Below are 16,039 nucleotides of genomic sequence, written 5' to 3' on the forward strand. Positions count from 1 at the left end.
TGCAAGCTTACGACGCTTCACCGATAAATTTAACTGCATCTCCAAATGTTTGGATGTTTTCTGCGGCATCGTCGGGAATTTCAATTCCGAACTCTTCTTCAAAAGCCATAACCAATTCTACTGTGTCCAAGCTGTCGGCGCCAAGGTCATCAATGAATGATGCATTGTCTGCCACTTTATCTTCTTCAACACCAAGATGCTCCACAACAATCTTTTTAACGCGGTCTGCGATATCGCTCATTATACATTCCTCATTCTATGCGGGCCTAGCCCGGTTAACCACTCTGCGAGCGGGTCTTACCTGTTTGGTGGCCTCCCTAAGCCACAGGCGCGAACCAGTCAAGAGCACTTGCCAAACACGCGCTGGCACTTATGCGCCGCCTATAGCACAGCTTATCAATTAGGCAAATGATTTCAGCGCAAATTTACCTTTTTGCACAAATTTAAAAACCTGCGATGTTTCTTTATCCGTGAACAGCTCGCGCTTACTGGCGTGCTCTAAATCATTGCCATGCCACCATTCACATGCAAAGTGCTGCCTGTCACGTAGCCAGCGCCATCGCCTGCCAGATACCCAACTGCGCTAGCTATATCTTCTGCGGCGCCCATCCGGCCCGCGGGAATTTGCGCTAAAATTGCCTCTTTGCGATCGTCGGCCAATTTATCTGTCATTGCAGTGGCGATAAACCCCGGCGCAACCACGTTTACCGTAATACCGCGGCTGGCAACTTCATAAGCCAGCGATTTTGACATACCAACCATTCCAGCTTTTGAGGCCGCATAATTGCCTTGACCGGGATTGCCCGTCGCGCCCACCACCGAGCTGATATTGATTATCCGCCCCCACCTAGATTTCATCATACCGCGCAGCGCGCCTTTGCACAGCTTCATCGTGGCGGTGAGATTGACATCGATCACAGATTGCCATTCCTCATCTGACATCCGCATGAATAAATTATCGCGGGTGATACCTGCGTTGTTCACTAGGATATCAAGGCTACCAAGGGCGTCTATGGCTTGCTTGGGTAAGGCCTCAACCGCGGCCATATCGCTTAAATTGCAGGGCAATATATAGGCTCGTTCACCCAGTTCTTCAGCAAGCCTCTCAAGCGGTTCCTGCCGCGTTCCACTTAACGCAACTTTGGCACCCGCGGCATGTAACCTGCGGGCGATCGCGCTGCCAATTCCACCTGATGCTCCGGTTATCAACGCGTTTTTATCACTTAAATCAGACATTTAAAACCCTACTCTTATGTATTAATCGCGGCGGATATATCATCATGCGTTGCGATATTTCTACACGCAACTGCCCGATCAATGCGCCGCACCATCCCCGTAAGCGCTTTACCAGCGCCGATTTCCCAAATCTCTGACACTTTCTGCTCAATCATCCACTGCACCGATTCACGCCAGCGCACCGAAGCCGTAATCTGTTGAAACAACAACTCGCGAATTTCTTCAGGTGCCCTGACGGCTTCAGCTTTGACATTGCAGACCAACGGAACTTTTGGGGCCGTGATAGCGACCGTTGATAAGGCTTGCGCCATTTCTGCCGCCGCGGGGGCCATCAAATCGCAGTGAAACGGAGCGCTTACCGGCAACAGCAAGGCGCGTTTCGCGCCCGCCTCTTTGGCCAAAACAATGGCTCTTTCCACCGCCCCTACATGACCCGATACGACAACTTGACCTGGATCATTATCATTGGCGGCTTGACAGATATCGCCCTGTGCAGCCTCCGCCGCAAGCTTTGCAACAGCTGCAAAATCAAGGCCAAGGATAGCGGCCATCGCGCCAACGCCAACCGGCACCGCCGATTGCATTGCCTGCCCGCGTTTGCGCAACAGCCGCGCTGTATCGGCCACGGACAAAGCGCCTGCAATCGCCAAGGCCGAATATTCCCCTAAAGAATGGCCGGCCACATAATCAACACCGTCTAAGCCCAAACCCTCTGATTGCAACGCGCGAAACGCCGCCAAAGATGTGGCCATCAGCGCCGGTTGTGCGTTTTCGGTTAGGGTTAACTCGCTCAGGTCCCCTTCCCAGATCAACCCGCTCAGATTCTCGTTCAACGCGTCATCAACTTCCTGAAAAACGATTTTTGCCTCGGGATAGGTTTCAGATAACGCCCGCCCCATTCCGATCGTTTGAGCGCCCTGCCCTGGACAAACATATGCGCGTGCCAATGCTCTTTTCCTTTTTTATTGCTTTTGACCGAGATATCCAACCCAAGCGGGCGGTGCAATGCTTTTCACCAAAACCCGTTGATCCAGCACCATTGCTTTAAAGGCTGGGCGGCCTCAGCGAGGGCCAATCAGATTGTCTGTGCCAAGCCTCAGCCATGCATAATAGCTTTAAATCATCGCCCCTTGCGGCCATAAGCTGCAACCCGAAGGGCAATCCTGCAGCGCCAAAGCCAGCAGGAAGATTAACCACTGGCACCCCCAAAAGGCTGGCAGGCGTAACGATTTGCATCCAGCGATGATAACTGTCCATAGGTTGCGCGTTTATATGGCTTGGATAGGCTAGGTTGGCTTTAAAAGGCCAAATCTGCGTTGAGGGCAAAATAATTGCATCATAGGTTTCAAGAAGTTTCATATATTTCTTAAACCAACTTGTGCGCAAAACGCTGGCCGCGTGCAGCTCTTGGCCGGTAAAGCTTAAACCGCGCTCTATTTCCCAAATCGCCTCGGGTTTTAACAGCTTGCGGTGATCCGGCGCATGATAATGCGCGGCTTCTGAACAGGCAATTGCCCAGGATCGAAGGATGGTCCAACTTTGCCAAATATCATCTAGGGAAAACGGAGCCTCAAGACTGTCAACATCCGCGCCCAGCTCTTTAAACGCATAAATCGCCGCGTCTGATGCGCTAATAAGTTCGGGTTCGATTTGCAATTGCCCCGACCAATCGCCCAGCCACGCCAGACGCTTTCCGTGCAAATTAGGCTGCATCAGATTTAAGTAATCTTGCGCCTCTAAACCTTGAGGTTGCCGCTTGTCACGCCCCGCTTGCACGCTTAAAAACGCCGCCAAATCGCGCGGTGACCGCGCCATGGGGCCCTGCGTGGCGTTTTGCTGCAAAAACATCTCAGCGCCAGGCTCAGAGGGCACCAAACCAAAACTTGGCCGAAATCCGTAGACATTGTTCCAGGCCGCGGGATTGCGCAAAGATCCCATCATATCCGAGCCATCTGCCAAAGGTAGCATGCGGGTAGAGAGCGCCACCGCAGCTCCGCCAGAGGATCCCCCTGCGCTTTTGCTCAGATCATAGGGGTTATAGGTTGTGCCATGAACCGTGTTGTATGTATGACTGCCAAGGCCAAACTCGGGCGTATTGGTTTTTCCAATGATGATCGCCCCCGCAGCGCGCACACGTGCAACCGCAATATCATCTTTTTCTGCGATGTAATCTGCAAAGATCGCAGAGCCCATAGAGCTGGGCATGTCTTTGACATCATGTAGATCTTTAATCGCAATTGGCAGCCCATGCATCCAACCTGAGCGGCTTGATTTATCCGCCTGCGCCGCTTGGGCCAGCAGATCCGCCTCCTCGCGCAGGTATATTATGGCATTTACCTGCGGATTTATCGTTTTGATGCGGGCCAAGGTGTCCTGCATAAGCTCAACCGCGCTAATTTCGCGCCTGTTTAAGAGCTCTGCCTGCGCAAGCGCGCTTTTGAACAGGGCGCTCATTCGCGGCGGCTGCATTGGCTATATGCGCAACCGTGACGCGGAAAAAACACAGCTAGCATGTTCAGGCTGCCATACCCTAGTGTTGTGGCGCAGCAGCGCATTTAATGGGCCTTCCAAGGTTGCAAGAATATGCACCTGATAACGCCGCGCTCAGTCAAGATCACTGGCCTCTGCCCTCGTTTTTCCTGATACGTCCTGCGCCAAAGTGGCCGCCATGAATGCGTCTAAATCCCCATCCAAAACCCCTTTTGTGTCAGAGGTTTCATGTCCCGTGCGCAGATCTTTCACCATCTGATAAGGTTGCAAAACGTAAGATCGAATTTGATTGCCCCAACCGGCATCGCCTTTATTCTCATGGGCTTCGTTAATAGCAGAATTACGGCGGTCTAACTCCATTTGATAAAGCCGAGACTTCAAGGCTTTCATCGCAATATCACGGTTTTGATGTTGCGATTTTTCTGAGCTGGTGACCACGATGCCTGTTGGATGATGGGTGATGCGCACCGCAGAATCGGTGGTGTTCACATGCTGCCCCCCGGCCCCGGACGAGCGGTATGTATCTATGCGTATATCTGCAGGGTTGACCTCAATATCAATATTATCATCCACCACGGGATAGACCCAAACCGAGCAAAAAGATGTGTGACGCTTAGCGGCGGAATCAAAAGGAGAAATACGCACCAAACGGTGCACCCCGCTTTCAGATTTTAACCATCCATAAGCGTTTTGACCGCTAATCTTATAGGTCACCGATTTAATGCCAGCCTCTTCCCCGGGCGTTTCGGATTGCATTTCGATTTTATAACCAGCTTTTTCAGACCATCGCAGATACATCCGCGCCAGCATCGAGGCCCAATCGCAGCTTTCAGTGCCTCCCGCGCCGGAATGCACTTCGAGAAACGTATCATTGCTGTCGGCCTCTCCGTTCAATAAGGCTTCCAGTTCTTTTGCAGCGGCTTTCTTAGCCAGTTCGACCAAAGCGTTTTGGGCATCAGCAATCACTTCTTGATCGTCTTCCATCTCGCCCAATTCGATCATTTCAATATTGTCATTCAGATCTTGCGCGATACTGTTATGAACTGCCACCGCATCCACAAGGCTCTGGCGTTCGCGCATCAATTTCTGCGCGCTGTCTGGATTGTTCCAGAGGTCAGGATCTTCTACCCGCGCGTTGAATTCTTCCAGTCGATGCGAAACGGTGTCCCAATTTAAGCGTTGCCGAAGCAAGGCCAATGATTTGTTGATTTCAGATACAGTCGTTACGATGTCAGCGCGCATAGGCTTCCCAGTTTTAAAGCGTTGCGCTAGGGTTTACAGAAGCCAGCCCGAACTGACAAGACGAGCGCTTTTGCTTTGGCAACCGTCCTTGCAACCTTCAATACAACCCCCCAGAGCTCAGTGTGCCAATGCTGGCTTTGGGCCCAACCTTTACGCTTTTTCCTGAAGATGTCTGGATTTCGCGGCTGATTTGTTCTTCGGTATCTACGCGCTCAAAATTGCTGCCCATCGCGAATCCCCCGTCAAAAGCCACCCCAAATATTGGCTCTTCGCCGTCACGAAAAAATTCGGCAACAACGTGGTCACCTTCGGCGTCATCAGCAAGGCGCGCGCCCGTGAAGCGATCAATATTTATAAATTGCCCTTCCTCTGGCACGATAAATGGCCCGCCGCCGAATTTTTCTGTGGCAGCTTGCATAAATTCATTGAAGACCGGACCGCACATGCCGCCGCCAAAAGCGCGTTTTCCGAGCGGTTTGGGCAAATCATGTCCAATATAACAACCGGCCACGAAATTACTGGTAAACCCAACAAACCAAACGTCTTTTGACTGGTTCGTTGTGCCGGTTTTACCCGCTGCAGGCACCCCTAAGTTGATGCTGTTGCTCGCTGTCCCTCGATCTACAACGCCCTGCATCATCGAGGTGAGTTGATACGCGGTTGTCGCATCCATGATACGCTCGCGATTCGAAACGATCAGCGGCGCGCGATTTGCAGGAATTGTCTCAAACCCACATTCAAAGCACTCGCGTTCATCATGGCTGTAGATGGTTTTTCCATACCGATCTTGAATCCGATCCACCAAGGTGGGTTGCACGCGTTCTCCGCCATTGGCAAACATCGCATAAGCGGCCACCATTTTGTATAGGGTGGTCTCTTGCGCGCCTAAAGAATTCGCCAAAAACGGGTTCATGCGATCATAAACGCCAAAGCGCTCGGCATAATCACCAATCACATCCATCCCAACTTCCTGAGCCAAACGAATGGTCATCAAATTGCGAGACTGTTCGATGCCAGTGCGCAACGGCGTTGGTCCGTAAAACTTATCTGATGAGTTGCGCGGCGTCCACAACCCTTGCGGCGTATCAATTTCGATCGGTGCATCAATCACGATTGTTGCGGGTGAATAGCCACTATCAAGCGCTGCGGCGTAAACAAAGGGCTTAAAACTTGAGCCTGGCTGCCGGTCTGCTTGGGTCGCGCGGTTATAAACCGACGCTTCATAAGAAAACCCGCCCTGCATTGAAATAACCCGGCCTGTATTGACATCCATGGCCATAAACGCCCCCTGCACTTCTGATACTTGGCGCAAGGACCATCGTTCAAACGCGCCCTCCTCATCCAGAAGGGCCCGCACCAAAACCACATCGCCCAGCGACAAAAGATCAGAGGCGCGTTTGGCTTTTTGGCCGAGGCTGCCATCGGCCTTTTGTTTGCTGGCCCAAGTGACGTCACGCGAGGGAATCCAATGCCCGTCTTCATCATCTTCAACGCCTTCAATGCCGATTTGCGCCGATTTTTTGCCAAGTCGAAGAACAACAGCTGGATACCATTGGCCATCCAGCTTTATTCCGCGTGGCACCTCAATATCGCTTAGCGCTGCGCGCCACTGGTCTTCGCTGGTTAGCCGCTCAGGCTCAATTGAAAGGCCGGTTCCGCGCCAAATGCCTTGAGCCCGGTCATAGGATTCAAGCGCGCGTTGAAGCGCAATTTCCGCCACAGTTTGCAATTCAGGATCAAAGGTGGCGCGGACGGTCATACCCCCTGAGAAAAACGCCTCTTCGCCAAAATCAGCGCTTAATTGGCGTCGAATTTCATCGCTAAAATACCCTCGGCGCGGCAAAGCTGATCGAAAGCTTATAAAATCTCCATTTTGGACCGACAGCAAAGGTTGCGCCGCCTCCGCGCGATAGGCCGCCTCTTCCAAAAAGCCATTTTGCCACATTTCCTTCAACACGTAATTGCGACGCTCGAGCAAGCGCTGTTTGCGCCGGACGGGATGAAAATCGGACGGGGCTTTGGGCAGAGAGGCTAAAAAAGCCGCTTCATGAGGGGCCAACTCATCCAAGGTTTTATTAAAATAGGTTTGTGCCGCTGCCGTCACGCCATATGAGTTTTGGCCTAAGAAAATCTCGTTTAAATAAAGCTCTAAAATACGCTCTTTATCCAAGGTGTTTTCAATTCGCGTGGCCAGAATGATCTCTTTGATCTTACGCTCAGCGCGACGCGACCCATCCAATAAAAAGTTCTTCATCACCTGCTGCGTGATGGTTGAGGCCCCTCTGACCCTGCGCCCACCAGAGCGCGCGGCATCAACTGCCGCAGATAGAATGCCACGCAAATCATAGCCTGGATGCGAATAAAAATTCTTATCTTCGGCAGAAATAAAGGCTTGTTTGATCAGAAGCGGCACATCCTGGGCTCCGGTAAACAACCGACGTTCGCGCGCAAATTCATCGACAATACGACCTTCACCAGAATAAATCCGGCTAATGGTGGGCGGTTTATATTGCGCCAATGATTCATGTGAAGGAAGATCACGGCCATAAATCCAAAACACTGCTCCGATTGTTAACGCAAAAGCAACAACCGACATCGTCAAGAACGTAAACACACCCCCAAAAAAAGATAAAACAATACGTAGCATTGCCCGCCCTAAATTAGTCCCCGTCTTATAAGCAGGCTTTGACCTGGGGTCAAAAGGCTTCGATCAAACTCGTTCAATTCACCGCCTACGCAAAGGCGCGATTTGCTTTTCTTGCGCATACCAAATCATCACGCCAAGCCTAACGCCTTCGGCAAATCTCGCCCGCCATTCAGCATTTTGAAGATTTGCCAGATCCGTTTCTGTGGACATAAAACCCGCTTCAATCAAAATCGCCGGAATATCAGCGCCTTTTAAAACCGAAAATCCCGCTTTACGCAAAGGTTTTGCATTGAGCCCTCCCAAGACGCGGGACAATCCTTTCACGACAGATTCTGCCAAAATTTCCGAGCTTTGCATATTTTCCAAGCGGCTCAAATCCAAAAGCGCCATCGCAACATCTTCATCAATCGCGTTTAAATCCACGCCCTGCAGCACAGAATCGGGTTCATGGCGCAACACCAATGATTGCGAGGCGCTTTCAGACGCCAGTGCAGGCAAAGTGTAGACCGTGGTTCCATAAGCCGTTCCCTCGACCAACGCATCCGCATGCAAAGAAATAATAAGATCCGCTTTTACAGCTTGCGCCAACGAAACGCGCGCTTCGAGCGGTACAAATTTATCCTCCAAACGCGACAAAACGACATCTACGCCCTCAACGCGTAGCAAACTTTCTTTCAACTCTTTCGCCAAGCTTAGCATCAAGCCAGCTTCATTCACATCGCCAACTATAGCCCCTGGGTCGATCCCGCCATGGCCCGGATCAATCAGAACCGTCAATCGATTTTCTGTTAAAGTCGGCGCCTTCACTGCGGATTTCAAGGCAAGCTCTAGTTCTGAATTTGTAGCTTTTTGCAGCGCAAAAAGCGAAAATTCAACCATCGTGACCGGCGTTAACACCAAGTTCAGCACGGCAGAACCATCAGATGTGTTTACATTCAAATCGGCCGTTTCAAGGCGCATCGGCGATGTCAGGTCGAACCGCAGGACTGAAAGCTGCGAAGGGGATTCAAAATAGGTAACTTGCTTGATTTCTTTGCTTTTATTAAAGTCATAACTGCTTATATCAATGGGATAAAGCGCATTAAATTCAACCTCCATCCGCAGTGGGTCTTGCAGAAAATAGACCCGATAAGGCACGCCTTGGCTAAGATTTAAATTTATCCGTACGCCATCCCATAACAGATCCTCGACGCTGCTGTCCTTGACGCGTAAGCGGGCCAAGCCTTGGATGGCCGGCACGCTTATATCCATGGTTTCTTTTGCTTGCGTCATGCCCGTGCAGAAACCGGTAACTGGGGCCAGCAACGTTGTTAAAGCCAGCAGATTGCGAAGAAACCAAATCATGCCGCAAAGCCTTTCTTCTGCATAAATTGCTTTAATCTATGCAACCCTTCTTGAATATCTTCGCTGCTGCCGGCGTAAGAAAACCGCAAACTTCCCGCCCCGCGCTGGGTGTCAAAATCCAAACCTGGCGTAACGGCCACGCCCGCCTCCTGCAAAATCTCGCGAGCGAAAGACAGGCTGTCGGATGTCAGATGCGAGATATCAGCATAAATATAAAAAGCACCATCCGGAGGCGCGATGCGATCAAATCCAGCCTCTGGCAAGCCATCAATCATCAGGCGGCGGTTTTTCTCGTAGACGGCTTTATATGCGATCAACTCTTCGCGGCACTCCATTGCAGCAAGCGCCACAACTTGGCTGGCATGCGGCGCGCAGATAAACATATTTTGCGCCAAACGTTCAACCTGACGAATGTGGTTTTCGGGCACCACCATCCAGCCAACGCGCCATCCCGTCATCGAAAAGTATTTCGAAAATGAATTTATCACGTAGCAATTATTGGTTATCTCTAATGCGCTTACCGCCTTGGTTTCATATTCAATTCCGTGATAAATTTCATCGCTTATAAAGGCCGTTTCACTGCGCTCAGTGGCCTCAATCAATGCGCCCAATTCCCCCCCGATAGCATCGTTCCGGTTGGGTTGGACGGTGAGGCAACCAGCAATCCGTTCAAGCTTAAATCTGCAAGATCGGTAGGATGCGGTTGAAACTTATTTGCAGCGCTTGTTGGAATATCCACCGCAGTTAAATCAAGAGCTTTTAAAATTTGTCGGTAACTGGGATAGCCCGGCGCGCCAATACCTACCCGCTCTCCAGCATCAAACAAGGATGTAAAGGATAATAAAAACCCAGCAGATGAACCCGACGTTACAATCACCCGCTTTGAGTCCAAATCAACATCATACCATTCGCCATAGAGATCAGCGATCTTAGCGCGCAGTTCGGGCAAACCAAGCGCAACCGTATAACCCATCGCGGTTGCATTTAAACTATCGCGCAACGCGTTTCTGGCCCCCAAGGGCGCCGGAGTTGCGGGTTGCCCGACTTCCATATGAATAATATGGCGTCCCGCCGCCTCTGCCTGACGCGCAGCTTCCATCACATCCATCACAATAAAGGGATCTACGGCGCCACGGGTTGAGTTTTTCATCATATCAATCCAAACTCTAAATTAGTGAGTGAACTTCCTGATCTATAGGCGGCTTCGATGCGAATAATCAACAGTTTCATTGTGTTAATAGTCCTCTTTTTAACACCAGCCCCCGCCACAGCAATATCCTTGTTACGCGATTCTGATATTGAGCATGGGCTTCAGCAATTGGCGCGCCCCATTTTGCAGGCCGCAGATCTGCCCAGCGAACGGGTGAAGGTATTGGTGGTCGATGATCTTCAATTGAATGCGTTTGTTATCGACAATCATCACATATTTCTTAATGCGGGCATGGTCTTGAAAACAAACTCGGCCAGTATGCTGCAATCAATCATCGCACATGAAGCGGCTCATATTGCAAATGGTCATATCGCCCGAAGAGCAAAGAATATCAAAACGGCCCGCAGCGCCGCCGGATTTGGCATGGCGCTGGGCATAGCGGCTGGCGCCGCGGGTGGGAATGTTGCGCTTGGAACCGGTTTGGCCATCGGCTTAAACAGCTCGGCAGAGCGGAATTTTCTAGCCTATAATCGCAGCGAAGAAAGCTCGGCCGATCAATCCGCCATGCAATATATGCGCCGCGCAGGCATCAGCCTGCAGGGGATGGCGGATGTTTTAGAAATCTTTTCTGGTCAGGAAAGCTTATTACCAGCGCGCCAAGACACCTACTTGCGCTCGCATCCGCTCAGCCGCGAACGGCTGCGCCAAGCACGCTCAAATGCGGCAACACAATCTTCTAGCAAGCCAGATTTATCCGCAGAATATTGGCACGCAAGAACCAAAGCCAAATTGGCGGCGTTTTTGAGACCACCTTCAACGATTTTGGCGCGAGATCAACGAAAACTTCCTAAGGATCTTCGAGCAATAAGTCTGGCGATTGCACTGTCGCGGCAAGGCAAATTATCAGAGGCGCTTAACCAGTTGAGGATTGCGCAAGGAATAAGGCCAAGAGATCCCTATTATCAAGAGCTTTACGCAGAGCTTTTAATGCGAAATCAAAAGTTTTCAGCTGCTGTAACAGCCTATGAGAAAGCGGTGGCAATGGCCCCCAAGGATTCATTGATTTTGGCAGGTTATGGACGCGCCTTGCTGGCCAATAATCAGATATCAATGGCGTTAAAAACGCTCGAAAACGCTCGCGCTGGCGACTTTAGAAGCACCAAATTATTGCGCGATTTGGCTGTTGCCTATGCGCGATCAAACAAACCAGAAATGGCGGCCTTGGTGACAGCAGAGCGCTTTGCGTTGCAGGGGCGGCTAAAAGATGCAAAGGTTCACGCTCGGCGTGCTGTTTTGGGTTTGCCAACCGGTTCTCCTGCATGGCAAAAAGCGCAAGACATACTTAATATCAGCACCAAGTAGACAGATCACAAGGATTTATAATGCAGGTCAAAATTTTAAGAATATGGGTTACCCTCTGGGCGCTTTTTGCAGCTGCAATCGCGTCGGCTGGGGATCTGTCTAATCTCTCTGAAACAGATCGCAAAGCGTTTGGTCAAGAAGTGAAACGCTATCTGATGGAAAACCCAGAAGTGATTTTTGAAGCGGTGGATGCGTTCAAAGCCCAGCAGGCGGCCAGCGAAGCCCAAAACGATTTTGCATTGGTGCAACAATACAGCGCTGCACTGTTTGACGATGGCTTTTCCTATCAAGGCGGAAATTTAGAGGGCGATATCACCTTGGTTGAATTCATCGATTATCGCTGCGGCTATTGTAAAAAAGCCTTTCAAGATTTGAACGAGCTTCTTGAAACCGATGGGAATGTCCGGTTGATTTTGAAAGAGTTGCCGATTTTAGGCGAAGCCTCGGTTGTTGCGTCGCGGTTTGCGATTGCCGTGAAACAGCTTTACGGCGCCAATGCGTATAAGCAGGTGCATGATGCATTGTTCAGTTTACCGGGCCAACCAACCCCTGCCGCGCTCAGTAAAATATCCCGCAAGCTTGATTTGGATAGGGATAAAATCTTGGATCATATGGCGTCTAATGACGTTGCAGAGGAGATTTCAAAAACCGCTGAATTGGCGCAAAAAATGAAAATCAGCGGCACGCCTACATTCGTGATGCAAGATGAAATGTTGCGCGGGTACCTACCCTTGGAATCGATGCAAGCCATGCTGCGAGACAAAAGAGGTTAAGCGGCCCCTTTGCGGTTACTGATCGCGTAATGGCTTCAAAAAACGCAGCAACGCTGCCGCCGTATCTTTTGGATAGATGTCTGGAAAAAAATGCCCGCCGGGAATCGCGCTGCAGTCAAACTGCTTAAGCCTTGCGCGCCATGTTTCTGGCAGATCAAAAGATTTATCCATTGCGCCACCCTCGCCCCACATCACCAAGGCGGGCAAATCCAGCTGGCGGGATAAATCGCGCTCATCCATATCAAAATCATATTCAAGCGCGGCGCGGTAATCATTGCACATCGCTTCAATCGTTGCGGGATCCCTCCAGGTTTTGCGATAGGCCTCAAGCGCACGTTGATCAAATTGCTCTAATGTACTGCCGCCCCAGCCAAGCAAGCAGCTTTCAAAGTAATAATCGGCATCGGCGGCGATCAAAGTCTCGGGAAACGGGCTGGGTTGTGCCAAAAAAAACCAATGATAATAGGCCCGCGCAACCTCTGACTTTAGCGCATCCAACAAAAAATGGGTGGGCGTAATATCCATAACCGTTAAAGACTTAATGCGATCGGTGGCATCTAGGGCCATCCGATATGCGGTGCGCGCACCTCGGTCATGCCCAATCAAATGGAAGCGGTGAAACCCTAAGGATGTCATAAGCCCCAATTGATCCTGGCCCATTTTTCTAAAGCTGTATTTGGCAACGCCTTTAGGTTTAGACGAGCCACCATAGCCCCGTAAATCAGCGCAAATCACGTGAAACTGTTCGGCCAAAATCGGCGCGATTCGGCCCCACATAAACCGATTTTGCGGAAACCCATGCAGCAAAAGAAGCGGCGCTTTACCTTTGCTTTCTTCAAGCTCGGAATAGGCAATTTTTACCCCGTTCAAATCGCAGGTCTTATGCTTAAATCCGTCCAACATTATTTTTTTGCCATTTGTCTAGAACGTTTATCAACCGAGAGCGCCTCTATAATCCGCGCCCAGCTGCGAATGCCTTTGTGAAAGCTTTGCAAATCATATTTTTCATTTGGAGAGTGAATTTGATCATTGTCCTTTGCAAACCCAATCAGCATTGGGCTAACGCCAATAATATCTTGAAAATGACCGGCAACCGGTATCGACCCGCCGCAGCCGGTAAAGGCCGCCTCTTGCTCCCATTCGGCGCTTAGCGCGGCGCGGGCGATTTCAAATAGCGGCGTGTCACTTTGCATAACAACCGCGGGTGAGGCCCCATAAGAAATAAATTCAACCGTACAATCAGCCGGCAAATAGGAGGAAACATGCGCATGCAAAGCTGCACGGATTTTTTCTGGATCCTGCCCCTCGACCAAACGGCAACTGATTTTAGCAGAGGCTTGGCTTGGCAGAACCGTTTTGAACCCCTCGCCTGTGTAGCCGCCGCAGATCCCGTTGATTTCGCAGGTCGGGCGCGCCCAAATATGTTCAAGCGGGCTGTAAGCTGTTTCGCCCGCCGGCAGCCGCAAGCCGACATCGCCAAGAAAGCTGTGATGCGAAAAGTTTAGGCTCTGCCACTGCGCTGACAAATGGGGCGGTATATCGCGCACCCCATCGTAAAATCCAGGCAGCTGCACGCGGCCAGTTTCATCATGCAAGCTGGCTAAAATTTGGCTGAGCACATGCAGTGGATTGCGCGCCATCCCGCCATAAGAACCTGAATGCAAATCGCGGTTGGCAGCGCGCAGCACCACTTCTTCACTAACCATACCGCGCAACATCGTAACGATTGCCGGAACCCGATCATCAAATAAACCAGTATCGCAAATTAGAACCACGTCAGCCTTCAGCGCCTCTTTATGCGTTTCCATAAAAGGAACCAAACTTGGAGACCCGCTTTCTTCTTCGCCTTCAAAGAAAAAACTTATTTTACACGGCATTTGCCCATGCTCGTTTTTCCACGCGCGGCAGGCTTCGACAAAGGTCATTAATTGGCCCTTATCGTCTGAGCTCCCGCGGCCCCGAATAACCCGACCTTGCGCTGTCTGTTCGACGGCTGGTTCAAATGGATCGTGATGCCATAATTCGAGCGGGTCGGCGGGCTGCACATCATAATGGCCATAAAACAAAATATGCGGCGCATCCGGATTTGAAGATCCTGTAAAACTGCCCATAACCATCGGCTTTCCCGGCGTTTGATGTTTTTGCGCTTCTGCCCCTATGGCGCGCAATTGATCCACAAGCCAATCAGCGGCAGTCTCGCACGCCGTATCAAACGCGGGATCTGTCGAGATGGAAGGGATCCGTAACAATTCCAACAACCGCTTCGTTGCATTTTCAAGATCTGCGTCAATCCGCGCAAGAACTGGGGCTAGCGACATTTTCAAACCACCCTATATGTGACCATTAGTGTTAAGCCTAACATGTGTTCCTGCGCTGTCCAGTCACCCTTGACTTTAGGTGCATTCATGCCGATGAGGTTTATAGAGTAGTGATTGGAAAAGCGCTTGGTGCTTTTGGTAAAAGATGGAAGGCCATAGATTGACTTATAATGATTTCTTAGATCAATCTTTAAACCGTTTGCATAATGAGGGGCGGTACCGCACGTTTATTGATATCGTGCGCGAAAAAGGTAATTTTCCCCACGCGACATGGCATCGCCCCGATGGAACTAATGCGCCTGTAACGGTCTGGTGTGGCAATGATTATCTGGGAATGGGGCAGCATCCGACTGTTTTAAGTGCGATGCATGAAGCGTTAGATGCCACTGGTGCGGGATCTGGTGGTACGCGGAATATTTCTGGGACAACCGTGTATCACAAGAAGCTTGAGGATGAGCTTGCCCATCTGCATGGCAAAGAAAGCACGTTGCTGTTTACCAGTGCCTATATTGCCAATGATGCAACCCTGTCTACCTTGCCAAAACTTTTTCCAGATTTGATCATTTATTCGGATGCGCTCAACCACGCCTCGATGATTGAAGGCATTCGACGAAACGGCGGAAGTAAACGCATTTTTCGGCATAATGACCTTGGACATTTGCGCGAATTACTGGAAGCCGATGACCCCAAGGCGCCGAAACTCATTGCGTTTGAGTCAATCTATTCGATGGATGGTGATTTTGCACCCATTGCTAAAATTTGTGATCTAGCAGATGAGTTCAACGCCCTGACCTATCTTGATGAGGTGCATGCGGTGGGTATGTATGGCGCCCGCGGCGCCGGCGTGGCCGAGCGCGATCGTTTGATGCATCGCATCGATATTATCAACGGCACCTTAGCAAAGGCGTATGGGGTTATGGGCGGATATATCGCTGCCAGTGCAAAACTTTGTGATGCGATCCGCTCATACGCGCCCGGATTTATTTTTACCACCTCGCTGCCTCCTGCGGTCGCCGCAGGGGCGGCAGCCTCTGTAGCGCATTTGAAATCGGACCAAGACTTGCGCGCGCAACATCAAACGCAATCTAAGATTTTAAAGTACCGATTAAAAGCGATCGGGTTGCCGATTATTGATCATGGCTCTCATATCGTTCCCGTGATTGTGGGCAATCCGGTGCATACGCAAAAACTATCTGACATGCTCCTGCAAGATTTTGGTATTTATGTGCAACCTATCAATTTCCCAACGGTGCCGCGCGGAACAGAGAGGTTGCGATTCACGCCATCCCCTATTCACGGGCGGGCCGAAATTGATGCCTTGGTCAGGGCAATGGATACGCTTTGGGCGCATTGCGCGCTGAATCGTGCCGAGAACTCTGCCTAAAGTAACCCTAAAGTGTAATTCTTACTCAATTATGCTATCAGATCACGAGTTACGTGGATAAGAACGATTCGGTCTCGAGTATTGGGAGCTGGA

General features: G+C 50.7%; 12 protein-coding genes and 1 pseudogene. 3 read left to right on the plus strand and 10 right to left on the minus strand.

The annotated features are described in order from the left end of the window. Positions 1–7: 7 nt before the first annotated feature. From GN241_08870 to GN241_08905, 8 genes and pseudogenes are all read right to left on the minus strand, one after another. On the minus strand, positions 8–241 hold the full coding sequence (locus tag GN241_08870; GenBank protein XAT57467.1) for an acyl carrier protein: 234 nt from the start codon (positions 239–241) through the stop codon (positions 8–10). A gap of 257 nt (positions 242–498) precedes the next feature. Continuing rightward, positions 499–1,236 carry a 3-oxoacyl-[acyl-carrier-protein] reductase gene (gene fabG, locus GN241_08875; GenBank protein XAT57468.1) on the minus strand — a complete coding sequence of 246 codons (738 nt, stop codon included), beginning with the start codon at positions 1,234–1,236 and terminating at the stop codon, positions 499–501. Between the two features lie 14 nt (positions 1,237–1,250). Further along, entirely contained in the window at positions 1,251–2,183 is a 933-nt protein-coding gene (fabD, locus tag GN241_08880; GenBank protein ID XAT57469.1) for an ACP S-malonyltransferase, read from the minus strand. A gap of 97 nt (positions 2,184–2,280) precedes the next feature. Further along, positions 2,281–3,690 (minus strand): amidase, encoded by a 1,410-nt coding sequence (locus tag GN241_08885; GenBank protein XAT57470.1) that lies wholly within the window; start codon positions 3,688–3,690, stop codon positions 2,281–2,283. A 150-nt stretch (positions 3,691–3,840) separates the two neighbouring features. Next, positions 3,841–4,968: a peptide chain release factor 2 gene (locus tag GN241_08890; protein ID XAT57471.1), complete on the minus strand. Its 1,128-nt coding sequence runs from the start codon at positions 4,966–4,968 to the stop codon at positions 3,841–3,843. A 97-nt stretch (positions 4,969–5,065) separates the two neighbouring features. Next, positions 5,066–7,615 carry a PBP1A family penicillin-binding protein gene (locus tag GN241_08895; GenBank protein XAT57472.1) on the minus strand — a complete coding sequence of 850 codons (2,550 nt, stop codon included), beginning with the start codon at positions 7,613–7,615 and terminating at the stop codon, positions 5,066–5,068. Positions 7,616–7,693: 78 nt separating this feature from the next. Next, complete coding sequence (locus GN241_08900) at positions 7,694–8,959, minus strand: N-acetylmuramoyl-L-alanine amidase (GenBank protein XAT57473.1); 1,266 nt, start codon at positions 8,957–8,959, stop codon at positions 7,694–7,696. Next, a pseudogene (locus GN241_08905) lies at positions 8,956–10,109 on the minus strand (aminotransferase class I/II-fold pyridoxal phosphate-dependent enzyme). Before GN241_08905 ends, GN241_08900 begins: the two are co-directional and overlap by 4 nt. 57 nt (positions 10,110–10,166) lie before the next feature. On the opposite strand from GN241_08905, the gene GN241_08910 reads away from it, so the two are divergent. Next, the gene (locus GN241_08910) at positions 10,167–11,471 is read left to right on the plus strand and encodes a M48 family metalloprotease (GenBank protein XAT57474.1); all 1,305 of its coding nucleotides are present in this window, start codon (positions 10,167–10,169) and stop codon (positions 11,469–11,471) included. A gap of 20 nt (positions 11,472–11,491) precedes the next feature. Beyond that, on the plus strand, positions 11,492–12,244 hold the full coding sequence (locus tag GN241_08915) for a thioredoxin domain-containing protein (GenBank protein ID XAT57475.1): 753 nt from the start codon (positions 11,492–11,494) through the stop codon (positions 12,242–12,244). A 15-nt stretch (positions 12,245–12,259) separates the two neighbouring features. On the opposite strand, the gene GN241_08920 is transcribed toward GN241_08915, so the two are convergent. Together GN241_08920 and GN241_08925 are read right to left on the minus strand one after the other, a co-directional pair. After that, positions 12,260–13,147: an alpha/beta fold hydrolase gene (locus tag GN241_08920; GenBank protein ID XAT57476.1), complete on the minus strand. Its 888-nt coding sequence runs from the start codon at positions 13,145–13,147 to the stop codon at positions 12,260–12,262. Further along, positions 13,147–14,562: a M20/M25/M40 family metallo-hydrolase gene (locus tag GN241_08925; protein XAT57477.1), complete on the minus strand. Its 1,416-nt coding sequence runs from the start codon at positions 14,560–14,562 to the stop codon at positions 13,147–13,149. The genes GN241_08920 and GN241_08925 overlap by 1 nt, the downstream gene beginning before the upstream one ends. 145 nt (positions 14,563–14,707) lie before the next feature. Here GN241_08925 and hemA point away from each other — a divergent pair, with 145 nt between their 5' ends. Further along, positions 14,708–15,946, plus strand: a complete 1,239-nt coding sequence (gene hemA, locus GN241_08930) for a 5-aminolevulinate synthase (protein ID XAT57478.1) — start codon at positions 14,708–14,710, stop codon at positions 15,944–15,946. Positions 15,947–16,039 lie beyond the last annotated feature (93 nt).

It is taken from the genome of Rhodobacteraceae bacterium IMCC1335, from assembly GCA_039640495.1.
In the GTDB taxonomy this organism is placed as follows: Bacteria; Pseudomonadota; Alphaproteobacteria; order Rhodobacterales; family Rhodobacteraceae; genus Thalassovivens.